Raw genomic sequence first — 16,064 nt, 5'->3', positions numbered from 1 at the left:
GCAGGTAATTCACCCGCGCTCCACCCGTGCGGGCTCGCTCAGTGCCCCATCCCGAGGCCGCCGTCGACCGGGATGACCGCGCCGGACACGTAGCCCGCGTCGTCGCCCGCGACCCACGCGACCACGCGCGCCACCTCGTTCGGCGAGGCGAAGCGGCCGGCCGGGATGTTCTTCTTGTACTCGGCCTGCTGCGCCTCCGGGAGGGCGGCGGTCATGTCGGTCTCGATGAAGCCCGGGGCGACCACGTTGGCCGTGATGCCGCGGGCGCCGAGCTCGCGCGTGATGGAGCGCGCCATGCCGACGAGGCCGGCCTTGCTGGCCGCGTAGTTGACCTGGCCTGCGGAACCGTACAGGCCCACGACGCTCGAGATGAGCACGATCCGGCCCCAGCGCGCCTTCAGCATCCCCTTGGAGGCACGCTTGACCACGCGGAAGGCGCCGCCGAGGTTGGTCTCCACGACCGTGTCGAACTCCTCGTCGCTCATGCGCATGAGCAGGGTGTCCTTGGTGATGCCCGCGTTCGCCACGACGACCTCGACCGGGCCGAGCTCGGCCTCCACCTGGATGAACGCGGCGTCGACGGAGGCCGCGTCGGTGACGTCGGCGCGGACCGTGAGCGCGCCGGCCGGGCCCTCGCCCGAGCGCGCCGTCACCGCCACCCGGTGGCCCTGAGCGAGGAACTCCTCGGCGATCGCGTAGCCGATCCCCCGGTTCCCTCCGGTGACGAGCACAGTGCGCGGCGTGGTCATGCAGACGATCCTTTCGACGATTCGGCCCGGAGCGAGCCCGTACCAGTTTATGGACGTACGCTGGAGTCAACGCACATGAAGCAGCCACGCCCGTCCATCACCAATCTCCCGCTCTCGCCGGACGAAGAGCGCAAGCGGCGGATGATCAAGTACTCCATCGCCATGGGGGTCCGCATCGTCTGCCTCTTCGTCGCGGTCGTCGTCGGCTGGCCGTGGGGCGCGATCCCGCTGATCGGCGCGGTCTTCCTGCCGTATTTCGCCGTGGTCATCGCCAATGTCGGCGCCGAGCCGCATGAAGCGGAAGCACAGCGTCCGGGCAATATCCTTCCGATGGCCCCTCCGCCCGGAGGACGCCGAGCGGACACCGGCGCGGACCCCGCGGACGGCCCGCACGCGAATGCCCACGAGGAGGACGAGTGATCGGACTGGGCGAGCCAGAGCCGCTCACCTGCTCCCGCGCCGGCTGCCGGGAGACGGCGTCGTGGCGGATCGAGTGGCGCAACCCGCGCATCCACACCGCCGACCGGGTGAAGGTGTGGCTGGCGTGCGGCGAGCACGTGGACTACCTGCGCGAGTTCCTCGCGGCGCGCGAGTTCCCCGTGGCGGTCGTCCCCGTCGAAAGGACGAGCGCGTGACCGCCGACGAGCCGACGCCGGAGCAGACGCCCGTCGGTTGGAGCTTCGCGTTCTCCCGCCGCTGGTTCAGCTACCTGGCGTTCGCGATCGTCTTCGCCATCGCCTGCGGGTTCCTGTCCAATTGGCAGCTCGCGCGCAGCAAGGAGGCCGCGGCCGCCAACGCGCTCATCTCCGCCAACTTCTACTCGCACCCGATCCCGCTCGACCAGGAGCTGCCGTCGCTCACCGCCTACTCCCCTAGGCAGGAGTGGAAGCGCGTCACCGTGACCGGCACCTACGAAAAGGACAAGGAGATCCTCGCGCGGAACCGCCCGTTCAACGGCAGCCCCGGGTTCGAGGTGCTCACCCCGCTGCGCACCGCCGACGGGTCGCTCTTCATCGTGGACCGCGGCTGGGTGCCGACCGGCAACAACACCGACGCCCCCGACCACGTGCCGCCCGCGCCCTCCGGCACCGTGACGGTGATCGCCCGGCTCAAGGCCAGCGAGCCGGCCATCCAGGGGCGCACCGGCGTCGGCATGCAGGTGGGGACGATCCAGCTCTCGGTGGTCAAGCAGAAGCTGGGCGGCGCGGATGTCTACACCGGCGCCTACGGGCTGCTCGCGTCGCAGAAGCCGAGCCCCGCGAGCGCGCCGACGCCGACCGTGACCGACCCGCCGACCCAGGACGAAGGCCTGCACTGGTCGTACATGATCCAGTGGATCATCTTCGCGCTGATCGGCTTCTTCGGCCTGGGCTACGCCCTGCGGACGGAGTACCGCAAGCGCAACGAGCACGACCCCGCCGAGCGGGCCCGTGCCGCCGAGCGCGCGCGGCGCCGCGCCCAGAAGCGCACCGACGCCGATGTCGAGGACGAACTCCTCGACGCCCGCTAGAGCGGCTAGGGCGGCTACGCGAGCGAGATCAGGTCGAGGTAGTCGCGGTTCCAGTGGTCCTCGACGCCGTCCGGGAGGATGAGCACCCGCTCCGGGTTCAGCGCTTCCACGGCGCCCTCGTCGTGGCTGACCAGCACGACAGCGCCCTCGTAGTGCGCGAGCGCGTCGAGGATCTCCTCGCGGCTGGCCGGGTCGAGGTTGTTGGTCGGCTCGTCCAGCAGCAGCACGTTCGCGCCGGAGACCACGATCATCGCCAGCGCGAGCCGGGTCTTCTCGCCGCCGGAGAGCACGCCGGCCGGCTTGTGCGCGTCGTCGCCGGTGAACAGGAACGAGCCGAGCACCTTGCGGGCCTCGGTCTCGGTCAGGTTCGGCGACGACGACACCATGTTCTGCAGCACGGAGCGCTCGACATCGATCGTCTCGTGCTCCTGCGCGTAGTAGCCGATCCGGAGGCCGTGGCCGGGCTCCACCATGCCGGTGTCCGGCTGGTCGACACCCGCGAGCATCCGTAGCAGGGTGGTCTTGCCCGCGCCGTTCAGCCCGAGCACGACGACCTTCGAGCCGCGGTCGATCGCGAGGTCCACCGCCGTGAAGATCTCCAGCGAGCCGTAGCTCTTGGACAGGTCCGAGGCCGCCAGCGGCGTCCTGCCGCACGCGGCCGGCGTCGGGAAGCGCAGCTTGGCCACGCGGTCGGCCTGGCGCACGTCGTCGAGGCCAGCGAGCAGCTTCTCGGCGCGCGCGACCATCTGGTGCGCGGCCGCGGCCTTGGTCGCCTTGGCGCCGAACTTCGCGGCCTGGAGCTGGAGGGCCGACGCCTTCTTCTCGGCGTTGGCGCGCTCCTTCTTGCGACGCTCCTCGTCGGCGGCGCGCTGGCGCTGGTAGTTCTTCCAGCCCATGTTGTAGATGTCGATGACCTGGCGGTTGGCGTCCAGGTAGAACACCCGGTTGACGGTCTCGCCGACGAGCTCCACGTCGTGCGAGATGACGATGAAGCCGCCGGAGTAGTTCTTGAGGAAGTCGCGCAGCCAGACGACCGAGTCGGCGTCGAGGTGGTTGGTCGGCTCGTCCAGGATCATCGTGCGCGCGTCGGAGAACAGGATGCGCGCCAGCTCGATGCGGCGGCGCTGACCTCCCGAGAGGGTCTTCAGCGGCTGGTCGAGGATGCGGTCGGGCAGGTTCAGGTTGGAGGCGATGGAGGCCGCCTCCGCCTCGGCGGCGTACCCGCCGTGCATGTGGAACTGCTCCTCCAGCCGGCCGTACTTCTTCATGGCGGCGGCGGACACCTCCGCGTCGTCGCTCGCCATGTCGTGCGTGGCCTTCTGCATCCCGAGGACGATCGAGCCGAGGCCCCGGGCGTCCAGGATGCGGGTGCGGGCGAGGTCGTCCAGGTTGCCCGAGCGCGGATCCTGCGGCAGGTAGCCGAGCTCGCCGGAACGGTCGACCTTGCCCGCCGTCGGCAGGAGGTCGCCGGCGAGCACCTTGGTCAGCGTGGTCTTGCCCGCGCCGTTGCGCCCGACGAGCCCGATCTTGTCGCCGTCGGCCACGCGGAAGCTGACGCCCTCCATCAGCAGGCGCGCACCCACTCGGAGTTCCAGATCGTGCACGGCGAGCAAAGCGGTGTTCCTAACGTTCAGAAGCCATCCGCTCCGGAGTTCTGCACGCGACACGCCGAGGCGAGGCGCGCACAACTCCGGAACGGATGGCGAAGGGGGGAAAGCTAAATGGCGAAGCCGAGGGCGCGCATCATGTCGCGGCCGTCGTCGGTGATCCGCTCGGGACCCCACGGCGGCATCCACACCCAGTTGATGCGGAAGGCTTCGACGATGCCGTCGAGGCTCTCGGCGGTCTGCTCCTCGAGCACGTCGGTGAGCGGGCAGCCGGCGCTCGTGAGCGTCATCGAGATGATGAGAGCGTTGTTCTCCTCATCCCAGGCCAGGTCGTAGATGAGGCCCAGGTCGACGACATTGATCCCGAGTTCGGGGTCCATGACGTTCTTGAGCGCCTCTTCGACCTGGTCGAAGAGGGCGGGGCTCAGGGTGGCGGGCATGATCGGATTCTACCTCCGGGCCGTCGCTCAGGCCTCGGCCAGCTCGGCCGCCGCGGCGGACGCGGACTCGGGGGCGTCGACGAAGCGGTCGTAACCCTCCTCCTCCAGACGGTCGGCCAGCTCGGGGCCGCCCTGCTCCGCGATCTTGCCCGCGACGAACACGTGCACGAAATCCGGCTTGATGTAGCGGAGGATGCGCGTGTAGTGCGTGATCAGCAGGATGCCGAGCCCGGTGTTGGCCTTGGTGCGGTTCACGCCCTCCGACACGACCTTGAGCGCGTCGACGTCGAGGCCGGAGTCGGTCTCGTCCAGCACCGCGAACTTCGGCTTGAGGAGCTCGAGCTGGAGGATCTCGTTGCGCTTCTTCTCGCCGCCCGAGAAGCCCTCGTTGACGTTGCGCTCGGCGAACGAGGAGTCCATCCGGAGCTGGCCCATCGTCTCGCGGACGTCCTTCACCCACGTGCGGATGGCGGGAGCCTGGCCGTCGATGGCGGTCTTGGCGGTGCGGAGGAAGTTGGTGTTGGTCACACCGGGGATCTCGACCGGGTACTGCATGGCGAGGAAGAGGCCGGCGCGGGCGCGCTCGTCGACGGTCATCGCGAGGACGTCCTCGCCGTCGAGCGTGATGGTGCCCTGGGTGACCGTGTACTTCGGGTGCCCGGCGATCGTGTAGGCGAGGGTGGACTTGCCCGAGCCGTTGGGGCCCATGATGGCGTGGATCTCACCCTCGTTGATGGTCAGGTCGACACCGTTCAGGATGGGCTTGGTGCCCTGGTCCGTCTCGACGGTGACGTGCAGGTCGCGGATCTCGAGGACTGACATGTGCTTACTGAATCTCTTTCGTGACGTTCGGGTCGATGTAGACGTCTCCGTCGATGACCTCGACCTGGAAGACGGGGACCGGCTCGTAGGCCGGGAGGTTGAGGGGCTTGCCGGTGATGAGCGAGAACTGGGAGCCGTGCGCCCAGCACTCCAGCGTCTCGCCCTCGATGAAGCCCTCGGCGAGGGAGATCTCGCCGTGCGTGCAGGTGTCGCCGATGGCGTGGATGTCGCCGGCGGAGTCTTTGACGACCGCGATCGGGACGCCGTCGACGACCACGCGGGTCGCCTGGTTCTCGACCAGCTCGGCCGCCGAGGCGACGCGGGAGGCCGCCATCAGCTCGCCGCCGTGACAGAGACCGCGAGCTCGTCCTCGATGGCGGACTGCAGGCGCTCCTGGAGCGCCGGCGAGCCGATCTGCTGGACGATCTCGAACAGGAAGCCGCGGACGACCAGGCGACGCGCCTCGTCCTCCGGGATGCCGCGCGACTGCAGGTAGAAGAGCTGCTCGTCGTCGAAGCGTCCCGTGGCGCTGGCGTGGCCGGCGCCGACGATGTCGCCGGTCTCGATCTCGAGGTTGGGCACCGAGTCGGCGCGGGCGCCGTCGGTGAGCACGAGGTTGCGGTTCTGCTCGTAGGTGTCGGTTCCGACGGCCTTCGGGCCGATCAGGACGTCGCCGATCCACACCGTGCGCGCGCCCGCGCCCTGCAGCGCGCCCTTGTAGGTGACGCGGCTGCGGGTCTCCGGGCCGTCGTGGTGGACGTAGACCTGCTGCTCGAGGTGCTGCGAGGCGTCGGCGAAGTAGGCGCCGAGGAGTTCGGCGTCGGCTCGCGCGCCGGCCAGGTGCGCCGACGGGTTCAGCCGCACGACGCCGCCGCCGAGCGTGACGACCACGTGCTTGATGCGCGCGCCCTCGGCCAGCTCGGCGAAGTGCGCGGCGACGTGCAGCGCGTCGTCGTCCCACTCCTGCACCGAGACGACCGTGAGGTTCGCGTGCGCGCCGAGCAGGAACTCGACGTTCTCGGTGAGGTGCGCCGCACCGCTGTTCTGGAGGATGAGCGTGGCGTGGGCGCCGGGGGCGACCTCCACCACGGTGTGCGCCGCGCGGGCGGGGCCGCCGAGGGCGGCGCGCGTGAGCGTGGCCTCCTTGGCGTCGTCGCCCGTGATGGACACGAGCAGCGCCTGCTCGAAGTTCGTCCAGGCGTTCGCCGAGGCGCGGTCCTCCGGGATGCCGGCAGCACCGACACGGGCGTCGTCGCGGGCGATCCACGAGGCCGTCACGCCGGGGGCGGGCGTCAGGTCGAACACGTACGGCGCGCCGTCCAGCTCGCCGGAGATGAGCTCGGCGAGGCGGGCGACCGGCGTGTGCTTCCACATGACCTCGCGGCCGGTGACCTCGGGGAAGTCGGCGACCTGCGTGGAGGTGAACCGCTCGGAGCGGGTCTGCACCGGTTTGGGCGCGCGCATGTGGCGAGGAGCCGGCGCGGTGTCCTGGGTCTGCGTCGGTGTACTGGGGGTCGTCATATCAGCCGACAGAGCCTTCCATGCCCATCTCGATGAGCTTGTTGAGTTCGAGTGCGTATTCCATCGGGAGCTCGCGAGCGATCGGCTCGATGAAGCCGCGGACGATCATCGCCATGGCCTCGTCCTCCGGGAGCCCCCGGGACATCAGGTAGAAGAGCTGCTCCTCGCTCACGCGGGAGACCGTGGCCTCGTGGCCGAGCTGCACGTCGTCGACGCGGATGTCGATCGACGGGTAGGTGTCCGACCGGGAGATCGAGTCGACCAGCAGGGCGTCGCAGCGCACGGTGTTGGCGGCGTGGTGCGCGTTGGCGTCCACCCGGACCTCGCCGCGGTAGCCGGCGCGGCCTCCGCCGCGGGCGATCGACTTGGAGACGATCGAGGACTGCGTGTACGGCGCCATGTGGATCATCTTCGCGCCGGCGTCCTGGTGCTGGCCGGGGCCCGCGAAGGCGACGGAGAGCGTCTCGCCCTTGGCGTGCTCGCCCATCAGGTAGATGGACGGGTACTTCATCGTCACCTTGGAGCCGATGTTGCCGTCGATCCACTCCATCGTCGCGCCCTCGGCGGCCGTGGCGCGCTTGGTGACGAGGTTGTAGACGTTGTTCGACCAGTTCTGGATGGTCGTGTAGCGCACGCGGGCGTTCTTCTTGACGATGATCTCGACCACCGCGGAGTGCAGCGAGTCGGACTTGTAGATCGGGGCGGTGCAGCCCTCGATGTAGTGCACGTAGCTGCCCTCGTCGGCGATGATCAGCGTGCGCTCGAACTGGCCCATGTTCTCGGTGTTGATGCGGAAGTAGGCCTGCAGCGGGATCTCGACGTGGACGCCCTTGGGCACGTACACGAACGAGCCGCCGGACCAGACGGCCGTGTTGAGCGCCGCGAACTTGTTGTCGCCGGCCGGGATGACCGTGCCGAAGTACTCCTGGAAGATCTCCGGGTGCTCGCGGAGCGCGGTGTCGGTGTCGAGGAAGATGACACCCTGCTGCTCCAGGTCCTCACGGATCTGGTGGTAGACGACCTCGGACTCGTACTGCGCGGCGACGCCGGCGACGAGGCGCTGACGTTCGGCCTCGGGGATGCCGAGCTTCTCGTAGGTGTTGCGGATGTCCTCCGGCAGGTCCTCCCAGCTCTGGGCCTGCTTCTCGGTGGAGCGGACGAAGTACTTGATGTTGTCGAAGTCGATCTCCGACAGGTCGGCGCCCCAGGTGGGCATCGGCTTGCGCTCGAAGAGCTGGAGGGCCTTGAGACGGCGCTGCAGCATCCACTCCGGCTCGTTCTTGAGGTGGGAGATGTCGCTCACCACCCCCGGACCGAGCCCGCGACGCGCGGAAGCGCCCGCGGCGTCGGAGTCCGCCCAGCCGAACTCGTACTGCCCCAGGCTCGCGAGTTCCGGACGGTCGATCAGGATGTCTGACATATCTACCTCGTTTCCTACCACTCTCAACCGGATATCAATCCGGCTCATTCCAGTCCCGGCGTGCGTCTGCCGTGCGCCGGGAGCGTCCTGATTGTGCGGGTGGCTTCGTTGCGTGCTGTGCGTGCTGCGTGTCGACGCGGCACATACCTAGACTGATCGAGGACAGGGGCGGCAGCGCCCCGGCCGCAGGCGAGGAAACGCCTGCGAGCACGCGCAGGTCGCGCGTTTCTCGAACCCACCAATTCTACAGGTGCGAAGCGGTAATAGTAGAGGCGCGCCTGCACGTTGGCCGAGTATCGATCAGATCTGAGGGACCCAGGAACTTATGAAGCGCATCATCGCGTGGCTGCCCGACCGTGTCGACCGGCGCACCAGGGTCGTCGGCTGGCTCTACCTCGCGGCTCAGATCCTGCTCGTCACGACCGGCGGCGCCGTCCGGCTCACGTCCAGCGGACTGGGCTGCCCGACCTGGCCGAAGTGCACCGCCGACTCGATCGTGAACACGCCGGAGATGGGCATCCACGGCGTCATCGAGTTCGGCAACCGGATGCTCGGCGGAGTGCTGGCGATCCTCGCGATCCTCGCGTTCCTGATGGTGGTCAAGCTGCTCCGCACGCGGCGGGACCTGTTCTGGCTCGCGTTCGCCGCGGGCCTCGGCGTGCCGTTCCAGGCCGTCCTCGGCGGGATCACGGTCCTGACCGGCCTGAGCTGGTGGATCGTCGGCCTGCACTTCATCACCTCCATCGTCCTGGTCGCGCTGACGACCGTGTTCCTGGTGCGGGTGTACGCCGTCCCCGGCCCGCGGGTGCGCGCCGTCCCCGGCTGGTACGCGGTCACCGCCTACATCACGAGCGTGGTCGTCGGTGTGACGATCGTCCTCGGCATCGTCACCACCGGCACCGGCCCGCACGCCGGCGACCCTAAGACCCCGCGCACCGGCCTGAACCCGGAGCTCATCGAGCACGTCCACGCCACGCCCGCCTACCTCACCTTCGCGCTGACGCTGGTGCTCGTGATCGGCGCCTGGCGGCTCCGCGGGACGCCGGTGCGCCGCTTCACCCTGCTGCTCCTGGCGGTGGAGCTCGTGCAGATCGCGGTCGGGCTGATCCAGTCCAACACGGGTCTGCCCGGCATCCTGGTCGGCATCCACATGACGCTGGCCGCCACGCTCGCCGCGGTGATGACCGCCGTGGTCATGTCGCTCACGGCGCCGCGGGAGCCCGAGCGGGTCGGGGCCGGCTCAGCCGCGGACGTCGTCGCGGCGTAGCACCCCGGTCAGCGCCTCGCGCTGCTCGCCGTGGAAGTCCGCGGTGTGCGGTCGTGCGCCGGAGAAGTCGAAGCCGACCGCGTCGGCGAGCCGTCTGCTGGCCTCGTTGCCCGGCAGGTACTCCCAGTACAGCCGGTCGAAGCCCAGACCGTCGGGCGAAAGGGCGAAGGAGCAGACCGCGGTCAGCGCCTCCGTCATCACTCCCCTGCGGCGCGCGGAGGGCGTGAGCCAGCAGCCGAGCGAGGCCGCGCCGCCCGCCTCGTCGCGCCGGACCTCGACGGCGCCGATGAGCGGAGCCGTCTCCCCCTCCCGGATCGCCCACACCGTGAACCGGCCACTGGCCAACCCGTGCGGAACGTACGAGTGCACGAAGAACTCGGCGCTCTCACGCGTGTACGGCTCCGGCAGCGGGATCCAGCGCGCGATCTCCGGATCCAGGCAGGCCTCGTAGACGGCGGGGATGTCGGTCTCCCGCGGCGCGTCCAGAACGAGCCGCGCCGTCCTCAGTGCCTGCACGCACAGAACCGTAGCAGCGCGGCCACGGATCGTGGGGTCAGAAGTGGGGTCAGAACCAGAGCAGCGGGTCGATCGCGACGGCCAGGAAGATGAGCGTCAGGTAGGCGATGGAGCCGTGGAACACCCGCATCGGCGAGACGTGCTCGTGCCGGATCGCGAGGTTGTAGAGGCGGTGCGACTCGTACAGGAACCAGCCGCCCGCGCCCAGCGCGACCACCGTGTAGAGCAGCCCCATGTGCGCCACCGGGATGAGCAGCAGCGAGCACGCGACCATGGCCCACGCGTACAGGATGACCTGGAGCCCCACGACCGTGCGGCCGCGGACGACGGCGAGCATCGGCACGCCTGCCTCCTTGTAGTCCTCCCGGTACTTCATCGACAGCGGCCAGTAGTGCGGCGGCGTCCAGAGGAAGATGATGCCGAACAGGATGACCGGCGGCCACGCGAGCGAGCCCGTGACCGCCGCCCAGCCGATCAGCACGGGCATGCAGCCGGCGATGCCGCCCCAGACGATGTTCTGGGCCGTGCGGCGCTTGAGGATGAGCGTGTAGAAGACGACGTAGAGCAGGATGGCGCCGACCGACAGCGCCGCCGCCAGCCAGTTCGTGAAGAAGCCGAGCACCAGCACAGAGGCGATGCCGAGCGCCCAGGCGAAGACGAGGGCCTCGCGGTCGCTCAGCTCGCCGGTGACCAGCGGCCGGCTCTTGGTGCGGCGCATCACACGGTCGATGTCGCGATCGATGTAGCAGTTGAACGCGCCGGCGGAGCCCGCCGACATGTAGCCGCCGACCACGGTGGCCAGCACGAGCCAGAGGTTCGGGATGCCGTGGGCGGCGAGGATCATCGTGGGAACGGTCGTGACCAGCAGCAGCTCGACCACGCGCGGCTTGGTGAGGGCGAGGTACGCCTTCGCCTTGCGCGCGACGCCGATGCGGCTCGCCGGTTCGACACGGCTCTCTACAGCGACGTCCATTGCTCCTCGGTAGTACTGGGTTCGTGCGTCCGCGGGACGCCGGTCTCACGGTGTGTCCCGGCGACTGTGCGGATTGTTACAGACCGCGACCAGTCTACGACACCGGTGCAGTCCCGCAGTCTTCCGCGGCTGCACGCTGAGGGGTAGCGCACGGACCTGCGGGAACACCCCGTGTTTCGTGCGTGTTACCTATACTTGGAGGTGCTCGCCAGCCGGTGCCCCTTCCCACGGACCTCGATTTGTAGGACTGTGACGGAATAGCGCCACCGGCGCCGATGACGTCCACGGCGCGCACTACCTCAACCGGTGCGGGTTTCACGACGACCCTCACCACATCTACGAAGGGTCAGTTTTCACGTGGCAGCTCTGCAGTGGGATCCCATTGACAACAAGGCGGTAGACACGGTTCGCGTTCTCGCGGCCGACGCGGTGGAGAAGGTGGGCAACGGTCATCCCGGCACCGCGATGAGCCTGGCCCCCGCCGCGTACCTGCTCTTCCAGAAGGTGATGCGCCGCGACCCGCACGACGAGCACTGGCTCGGCCGCGACCGCTTCGTCCTGTCCGCCGGCCACAGCTCGCTCACCCAGTACATCCAGCTCTACCTCGGCGGCTACGGCCTCGAGCTCGACGACCTCAAGGCGCTGCGCACCTGGGGCTCGCTCACCCCCGGCCACCCCGAGTACCGCCACACCAAGGGCGTGGAGATCACCACCGGCCCGCTCGGCCAGGGCATCTCCTCCGCGGTCGGCTTCGCTTACGCGCAGCGCTTCGAGCGCGGCCTGTTCGACCCGGACGCCGAGCAGGGCACCAGCCCGTTCGACCACCACGTGTACGTGATCGCCAGCGACGGCGACCTGGAGGAGGGCATCAGCTCGGAAGCCTCCAGCCTCGCCGGTCACCAGCAGCTCGGCAACCTGATCGCCATCTACGACGCCAACCAGATCTCGATCGAGGACGACACCGACATCGCCTTCACCGAGGACGTCAAGGCGCGCTACGAGGCCTACCACTGGCACGTCCAGGTGGTCGACTGGAAGAAGACCGGCGTCTACAAGGAGGACGTGCAGGAGCTGCACGAGGCCATCCTCAACGCGCAGGCCGTCACCGACAAGCCGTCGCTGATCGTCCTCAAGACCATCATCGGCTGGCCGTCCCCCAAGAAGCAGAACACCGGCAAGATCCACGGCTCCGCCCTCGGCGCCGACGAGCTCCGCGCCGTCAAGGAGGTGCTCGGCTTCGACCCCGACCAGACCTTCGAGGTCGCCGAGGACGTCATCGAGCACACCCGCAAGGCCGTCGAGCGCGGCGCCCAGGAGCACGCCGAGTGGCAGAAGGGCTTCGACGCCTGGGCCGCCGCCAACCCGGAGCGCAAGGAGCTCCTCGACCGGCTGCTCGCCGGCGAGGTCCCCGCGGAGCTCGAGGAGGCCCTCCCGGTCTTCGAGCCCGGCAAGGACGTCTCGACCCGCGCCGCCAGCGGCAAGGTGATCAACGCCATCGCGGGCGTCATGCCCGAGCTGTGGGGCGGCTCGGCCGACCTCGCCGAGTCGAACAACACCACCATCGAGGGCGCCGCGTCGTTCGTGCCCACCGAGCACTCGACCCACGAGTGGACGGGCAACCCCTACGGCCGGGTGCTGCACTTCGGCATCCGCGAGCACGCGATGGCCGCGATCCTCAACGGCATCGTGCTGCACGGCCCGACCCGGGCGTTCGGCGGCACGTTCCTGATCTTCAGCGACTACCAGCGCCCGGCGATCCGCCTGGCCGCGCTCATGCAGGTGCCGTCGATCTTCGTCTGGACGCACGACTCCGTGGCGCTCGGCGAGGACGGCCCGACGCACCAGCCGATCGAGCAGCTCTCGACCCTCCGCGCCATCCCGCACCTCGACGTCGTCCGCCCGGGCGACGCCAACGAGGTCGCCTACGCGTGGAAGACCATCCTGGAGCGCCGCGGCGGCCCCGCCGGCATCGCGCTGACCCGCCAGAACATCCCGGTGTTCGAGCGCGGCGACGGCGAGGCCACGGGCGACACGCTCGCCTCGGCCGCGAACACCGCCAAGGGCGCGTACATCCTGGCCGAGGCGCCGGGCGGCACCCCGGACGTGCTGTTCATCGCCACCGGCTCCGAGGTGCAGATCGCACTGGAGGCCCGCGAGGTCCTCCGCGGCGAGGGCATCAACGCCCGCGTCGTCTCCGCGCCCTGCCTCGAGTGGTTCCACGAGCAGGACGCCGCCTACCAGGAGAAGGTCCTCCCGTCCGACCTGAAGGCCCGCGTCTCCATCGAGGCCGGCCTGGCGCTCGCCTGGGACAAGATCGTCGGCGACCACGGCCGGAGCGTCTCGATCGAGCACTTCGGTGCCTCGGCCGACTACAAGACGCTGTTCCGCGAGTTCGGCATGACCACCGAGCACGCCGTCGCGGCGGCCAAGGAATCGCTCGCGTCGCTCTGAGCGCGGGCCCACAGGCAGATAAGCACGAAGGAAGAAGAAGACACACCATGACCGACACCACTTCCGCCACCACCTCCCCCACCGCCGAGCTGTCCGCCGCCGGTGTCAGCATCTGGCTGGACGACCTGTCCCGTGAGCGCATCGCCACGGGCGGCCTCCAGAAGCTGATCGCCGAGCGCAACGTCGTCGGCGTGACCACCAACCCGACGATCTTCGCCGCCGCGCTCTCCAAGGGCGAGGCCTATGACGCGCAGGTCAAGCAGCTCGCCGCCCAGGGCGTGAGCGTCGAGGACGCGATCTTCGAGATCACGACCGACGACGTCGCCGACGCCAGCGACATCTTCGCCGAGGTCTTCGAGGCCAGCAACGGCGTCGACGGCCGCGTCTCCATCGAGGTGGAGCCCGGCCTCGCGCACGACGCCAAGGCCACCATCGAGACGGCCAAGAAGCTCGCCGCTAAGGTGGACAAGCCCAACGTCCTGATCAAGATCCCGGCGACGGTCGAGGGCCTGGAGGCCATCACCGAGACCATCGCGGCCGGCATCAGCGTCAACGTCACGCTGATCTTCAGCCTCGAGCGCTACCGCCAGGTGATCGACGCGTACCTGACCGGCCTCGAGAAGGCCAAGGCCGCGGGCATCGACCTGGCCGGCATCCAGTCGGTGGCGTCGTTCTTCGTGTCCCGCGTGGACACCGAGGTCGACAAGCGCCTGACCGCGATCGGCACCGACGAGGCGCTCGCGCTCAAGAGCAAGGCCGGCATCGCCAACGCCCGCCTCGCCTACGAGCTGTACGAGCAGGAGTTCGCCACCGACCGCGCCAAGGCCCTCGTGGCCGCCGGCGCGAACGAGCAGCGCCCGCTCTGGGCCTCCACCGGGGTCAAGGACCCGAGCCTGCCCGACACCCTCTACGTCACCGAGCTGGTCGCGCCGAACACGGTCAACACCATGCCGGAGAAGACGCTGGAGGCGACCTTCGACCACGGCCAGATCGCCGGCGACACCGTCACCGGCAACTACGCCGACGCGAAGGGCGTGCTGGACGCGCTGGCCGGCCTCGGCGTCGACTACGACGACGTGACCGCCGTCCTGGAGCGCGAGGGCGTCGACAAGTTCAACGTGTCGTGGGGCGAGCTCGTCGAGACCGTCACCAACGCTCTGGAGGCCGCCAAGTGACCTTCCGTATCCACGTCACCGGCGCGGCGGCCCGGGCCGTCGCGTCGGTGGTGCCGCAGCTCGTCGCCGACCGCGTCGCCTCCGGCATCACCGCCCAGGACCCGACCCTCTGGGGCCCGGACGCCGAGGCGGAGGCCGCCAAGCGTCTCGGCTGGACCGAGGCCGTCGCGATCTCCCGCCCGCTGGTCCCCGAGATCGTCGCGCTGCGCGAGCAGCTCCACGCCAAGGGCGTCAACCACATCGTCCTCGGCGGCATGGGCGGCTCGTCGCTCGCGCCCGAGGTCATCACCCGCACCGCCGAGGCCGAGCTCACGGTCCTCGACTCCACCGACTCCGGTCAGGTGCTCTCCGCGCTCCGCGACCGCCTCGAGGCGACCGCCGTCGTGATCTCCTCCAAGTCGGGCTCGACCCTGGAGACCGACAGCCAGAAGCGCGTCTACGAGAAGTGGTTCCGCGACGCCGGCATCGACCCGGCCGAGCGCATCGTCGTCGTCACCGACCCGGGCTCCCCGCTCGACCAGTCGGCGCGCGAGGCGGGCTACCGCGTGTTCAACGCCGACCCCAACGTGGGCGGCCGCTACTCGGCGCTCACGGCGTTCGGGCTCGTCCCGTCCGGACTTGCCGGCGTGGACATCTCCGAGCTGCTGGACGAGGCGGAGGCGACGCTCATCGAGCTCGCCGTCGACAACGACGCCAACCCGGGCCTCGTGCTCGGCGCGGCGATCGCCGGCACCAACCCGCTGAAGGACAAGCTGGGCATCGTCTCGGACGGCACCCACATCGTCGGGTTCGCGGACTGGGCCGAGCAGCTCATCGCGGAGTCCACCGGCAAGAACGGCACCGGGCTGCTCCCCGTCGTGCTCGACACGCTCGCGCCCGAGCTCACGTCGAAGCCCGCGGACCTGCAGGTCGTCCGGCTCGTCGCCAACGCCGAGGCGCACCACCTGTTCCCGGCCGCGCGGCACGAGGGCGAGATCCTCGTCTCCGGCAGCCTGGGCGCGCAGCTCATCGTCTGGGAGTACGCCACGGCGGTCGCCGGTCGCCTGCTCGGGATCAACCCGTTCGACCAGCCCGACGTGGAGGCCGCCAAGGTCGCCGCCCGCGCGCTGCTCGAGAACCGTCCGGAGCCCGTCGCACCCGCGTTCACCGCGGGCGGCGTCGAGGTGCGCACCACCGGGTCGTTCCTCGGCGACGCGTCGACGCTCGACGGCGCGGTGGACGCCCTCCTCGCGCAGCTCGGACCGGACGGCTACGTCTCGGTGCAGGCCTACGTCGACCGGCTGGCGCTGCCGCAGCTCGCGGGCATCCGCGACCTGCTGGCCGCCAAGGCCGGCCGTCCCGTCACCTTCGGCTGGGGCCCGCGCTTCCTGCACTCGACCGGGCAGTTCCACAAGGGCGGCCCCGCCGTCGGCGTGTTCCTGCAGATCACCGCGGTGGCGCCGGAGGACCTGGAGATCCCTGGCCGTCCGTTCACCTTCGGCCAGCTCATCCAGGCCCAGGCCGCCGGCGACGCGAGCGTGCTCGGCGAGCACGGCCGTCCGGTGCTGACCCTGACCCTCACGAACCCCGAGGCCGACGTCGTCTCGCTGTTCGAGGCCGTCAACTAGAGGAGC

At 69.7% G+C, this 16,064-nt stretch carries 16 protein-coding genes; 7 read left to right on the top strand and 9 right to left on the bottom strand.

Translation table 11 applies throughout. From position 1 onward, the window contains the following. Positions 1-38: 38 nt before the first annotated feature. Positions 39-749, bottom strand: coding sequence for a 3-oxoacyl-ACP reductase FabG (gene fabG / locus ABIA36_RS14785; protein ID WP_369963271.1), 711 nt, complete (start codon positions 747-749; stop codon positions 39-41). Positions 750-824: 75 nt separating this feature from the next. Here fabG and ABIA36_RS14780 point away from each other — a divergent pair, with 75 nt between their 5' ends. The 3 genes from ABIA36_RS14780 to ABIA36_RS14770 are packed head-to-tail and all read left to right on the top strand — an operon-like array spanning position 825 to position 2,259. Then, positions 825-1,169 (top strand): DUF3099 domain-containing protein, encoded by a 345-nt coding sequence (locus ABIA36_RS14780; protein WP_369963270.1) that lies wholly within the window; start codon positions 825-827, stop codon positions 1,167-1,169. Then, positions 1,166-1,384, top strand: a complete 219-nt coding sequence (locus tag ABIA36_RS14775) for a hypothetical protein (RefSeq protein WP_369963269.1) — start codon at positions 1,166-1,168, stop codon at positions 1,382-1,384. Before ABIA36_RS14780 ends, ABIA36_RS14775 begins: the two co-directional genes overlap by 4 nt. Beyond that, the gene (locus ABIA36_RS14770; protein WP_369963267.1) at positions 1,381-2,259 is read left to right on the top strand and encodes an SURF1 family protein; all 879 of its coding nucleotides are present in this window, start codon (positions 1,381-1,383) and stop codon (positions 2,257-2,259) included. Before ABIA36_RS14775 ends, ABIA36_RS14770 begins: the two co-directional genes overlap by 4 nt. A gap of 14 nt (positions 2,260-2,273) precedes the next feature. On the opposite strand, the gene ABIA36_RS14765 is transcribed toward ABIA36_RS14770, so the two are convergent. From ABIA36_RS14765 to sufB, 6 genes are all read right to left on the bottom strand, one after another. Beyond that, positions 2,274-3,872, bottom strand: a complete 1,599-nt coding sequence (locus tag ABIA36_RS14765; protein WP_369963265.1) for an ABC-F family ATP-binding cassette domain-containing protein — start codon at positions 3,870-3,872, stop codon at positions 2,274-2,276. Between the two features lie 104 nt (positions 3,873-3,976). After that, the gene (locus ABIA36_RS14760) at positions 3,977-4,306 is read right to left on the bottom strand and encodes a metal-sulfur cluster assembly factor (protein ID WP_179605846.1); all 330 of its coding nucleotides are present in this window, start codon (positions 4,304-4,306) and stop codon (positions 3,977-3,979) included. A gap of 27 nt (positions 4,307-4,333) precedes the next feature. Beyond that, the gene (sufC, locus tag ABIA36_RS14755) at positions 4,334-5,128 is read right to left on the bottom strand and encodes a Fe-S cluster assembly ATPase SufC (RefSeq protein ID WP_369963263.1); all 795 of its coding nucleotides are present in this window, start codon (positions 5,126-5,128) and stop codon (positions 4,334-4,336) included. A 4-nt stretch (positions 5,129-5,132) separates the two neighbouring features. Further along, positions 5,133-5,462, bottom strand: a complete 330-nt coding sequence (locus ABIA36_RS14750) for a non-heme iron oxygenase ferredoxin subunit (protein ID WP_369963261.1) — start codon at positions 5,460-5,462, stop codon at positions 5,133-5,135. Next, complete coding sequence (sufD, locus tag ABIA36_RS14745) at positions 5,462-6,649, bottom strand: Fe-S cluster assembly protein SufD (protein WP_369963260.1); 1,188 nt, start codon at positions 6,647-6,649, stop codon at positions 5,462-5,464. Before sufD ends, ABIA36_RS14750 begins: the two co-directional genes overlap by 1 nt. Position 6,650: 1 nt before the next feature. Next, entirely contained in the window at positions 6,651-8,069 is a 1,419-nt protein-coding gene (gene sufB, locus ABIA36_RS14740; protein WP_369963259.1) for a Fe-S cluster assembly protein SufB, read from the bottom strand. A 325-nt stretch (positions 8,070-8,394) separates the two neighbouring features. On the opposite strand from sufB, the gene ABIA36_RS14735 reads away from it, so the two are divergent. Further along, positions 8,395-9,336, top strand: coding sequence for a heme A synthase (locus tag ABIA36_RS14735; RefSeq protein WP_369963258.1), 942 nt, complete (start codon positions 8,395-8,397; stop codon positions 9,334-9,336). Here ABIA36_RS14735 and ABIA36_RS14730 read toward each other — a convergent pair. Beyond that, complete coding sequence (locus ABIA36_RS14730; RefSeq protein WP_369963257.1) at positions 9,310-9,852, bottom strand: GNAT family N-acetyltransferase; 543 nt, start codon at positions 9,850-9,852, stop codon at positions 9,310-9,312. The two genes, ABIA36_RS14735 and ABIA36_RS14730, sit on opposite strands and share 27 nt — an antisense overlap. Before the next feature lie 49 nt (positions 9,853-9,901). Next, positions 9,902-10,825 (bottom strand): heme o synthase, encoded by a 924-nt coding sequence (locus ABIA36_RS14725; protein WP_369963256.1) that lies wholly within the window; start codon positions 10,823-10,825, stop codon positions 9,902-9,904. 357 nt (positions 10,826-11,182) lie between these two features. On the opposite strand from ABIA36_RS14725, the gene tkt reads away from it, so the two are divergent. The 3 genes from tkt to ABIA36_RS14710 are packed head-to-tail and all read left to right on the top strand — an operon-like array spanning position 11,183 to position 16,058. Further along, positions 11,183-13,276 (top strand): transketolase, encoded by a 2,094-nt coding sequence (tkt, locus tag ABIA36_RS14720; protein ID WP_369963255.1) that lies wholly within the window; start codon positions 11,183-11,185, stop codon positions 13,274-13,276. 47 nt (positions 13,277-13,323) lie between these two features. Further along, positions 13,324-14,451: a transaldolase gene (tal, locus tag ABIA36_RS14715; protein WP_369963253.1), complete on the top strand. Its 1,128-nt coding sequence runs from the start codon at positions 13,324-13,326 to the stop codon at positions 14,449-14,451. Continuing rightward, on the top strand, positions 14,448-16,058 hold the full coding sequence (locus tag ABIA36_RS14710; protein WP_369963252.1) for a glucose-6-phosphate isomerase: 1,611 nt from the start codon (positions 14,448-14,450) through the stop codon (positions 16,056-16,058). Before tal ends, ABIA36_RS14710 begins: the two co-directional genes overlap by 4 nt. The last annotated feature ends 6 nt before the right edge of the window (positions 16,059-16,064 follow it).

It is taken from the genome of Leifsonia sp. EB34, assembly GCF_041260585.1.
Classification (GTDB): Bacteria; Actinomycetota; Actinomycetes; order Actinomycetales; family Microbacteriaceae; genus Leifsonia.
This window is presented reverse-complemented; position numbering and strand designations above follow the sequence as displayed.

Coding starts and splice junctions, on each gene's coding strand:
- fabG (WP_369963271.1), bottom strand. CDS start 749: ATGACCACGCCGCGCACTGTGCTCGTCACCGGAGGGAACCGGGGGATC.
- ABIA36_RS14780 (WP_369963270.1), top strand. CDS start 825: ATGAAGCAGCCACGCCCGTCCATCACCAATCTCCCGCTCTCGCCGGAC.
- ABIA36_RS14760 (WP_179605846.1), bottom strand. CDS start 4,306: ATGCCCGCCACCCTGAGCCCCGCCCTCTTCGACCAGGTCGAAGAGGCG.
- sufC (WP_369963263.1), bottom strand. CDS start 5,128: ATGTCAGTCCTCGAGATCCGCGACCTGCACGTCACCGTCGAGACGGAC.
- ABIA36_RS14750 (WP_369963261.1), bottom strand. CDS start 5,462: ATGGCGGCCTCCCGCGTCGCCTCGGCGGCCGAGCTGGTCGAGAACCAG.
- sufD (WP_369963260.1), bottom strand. CDS start 6,649: ATGACGACCCCCAGTACACCGACGCAGACCCAGGACACCGCGCCGGCT.
- sufB (WP_369963259.1), bottom strand. CDS start 8,069: ATGTCAGACATCCTGATCGACCGTCCGGAACTCGCGAGCCTGGGGCAG.
- ABIA36_RS14735 (WP_369963258.1), top strand. CDS start 8,395: ATGAAGCGCATCATCGCGTGGCTGCCCGACCGTGTCGACCGGCGCACC.
- ABIA36_RS14725 (WP_369963256.1), bottom strand. CDS start 10,825: ATGGACGTCGCTGTAGAGAGCCGTGTCGAACCGGCGAGCCGCATCGGC.
- tal (WP_369963253.1), top strand. CDS start 13,324: ATGACCGACACCACTTCCGCCACCACCTCCCCCACCGCCGAGCTGTCC.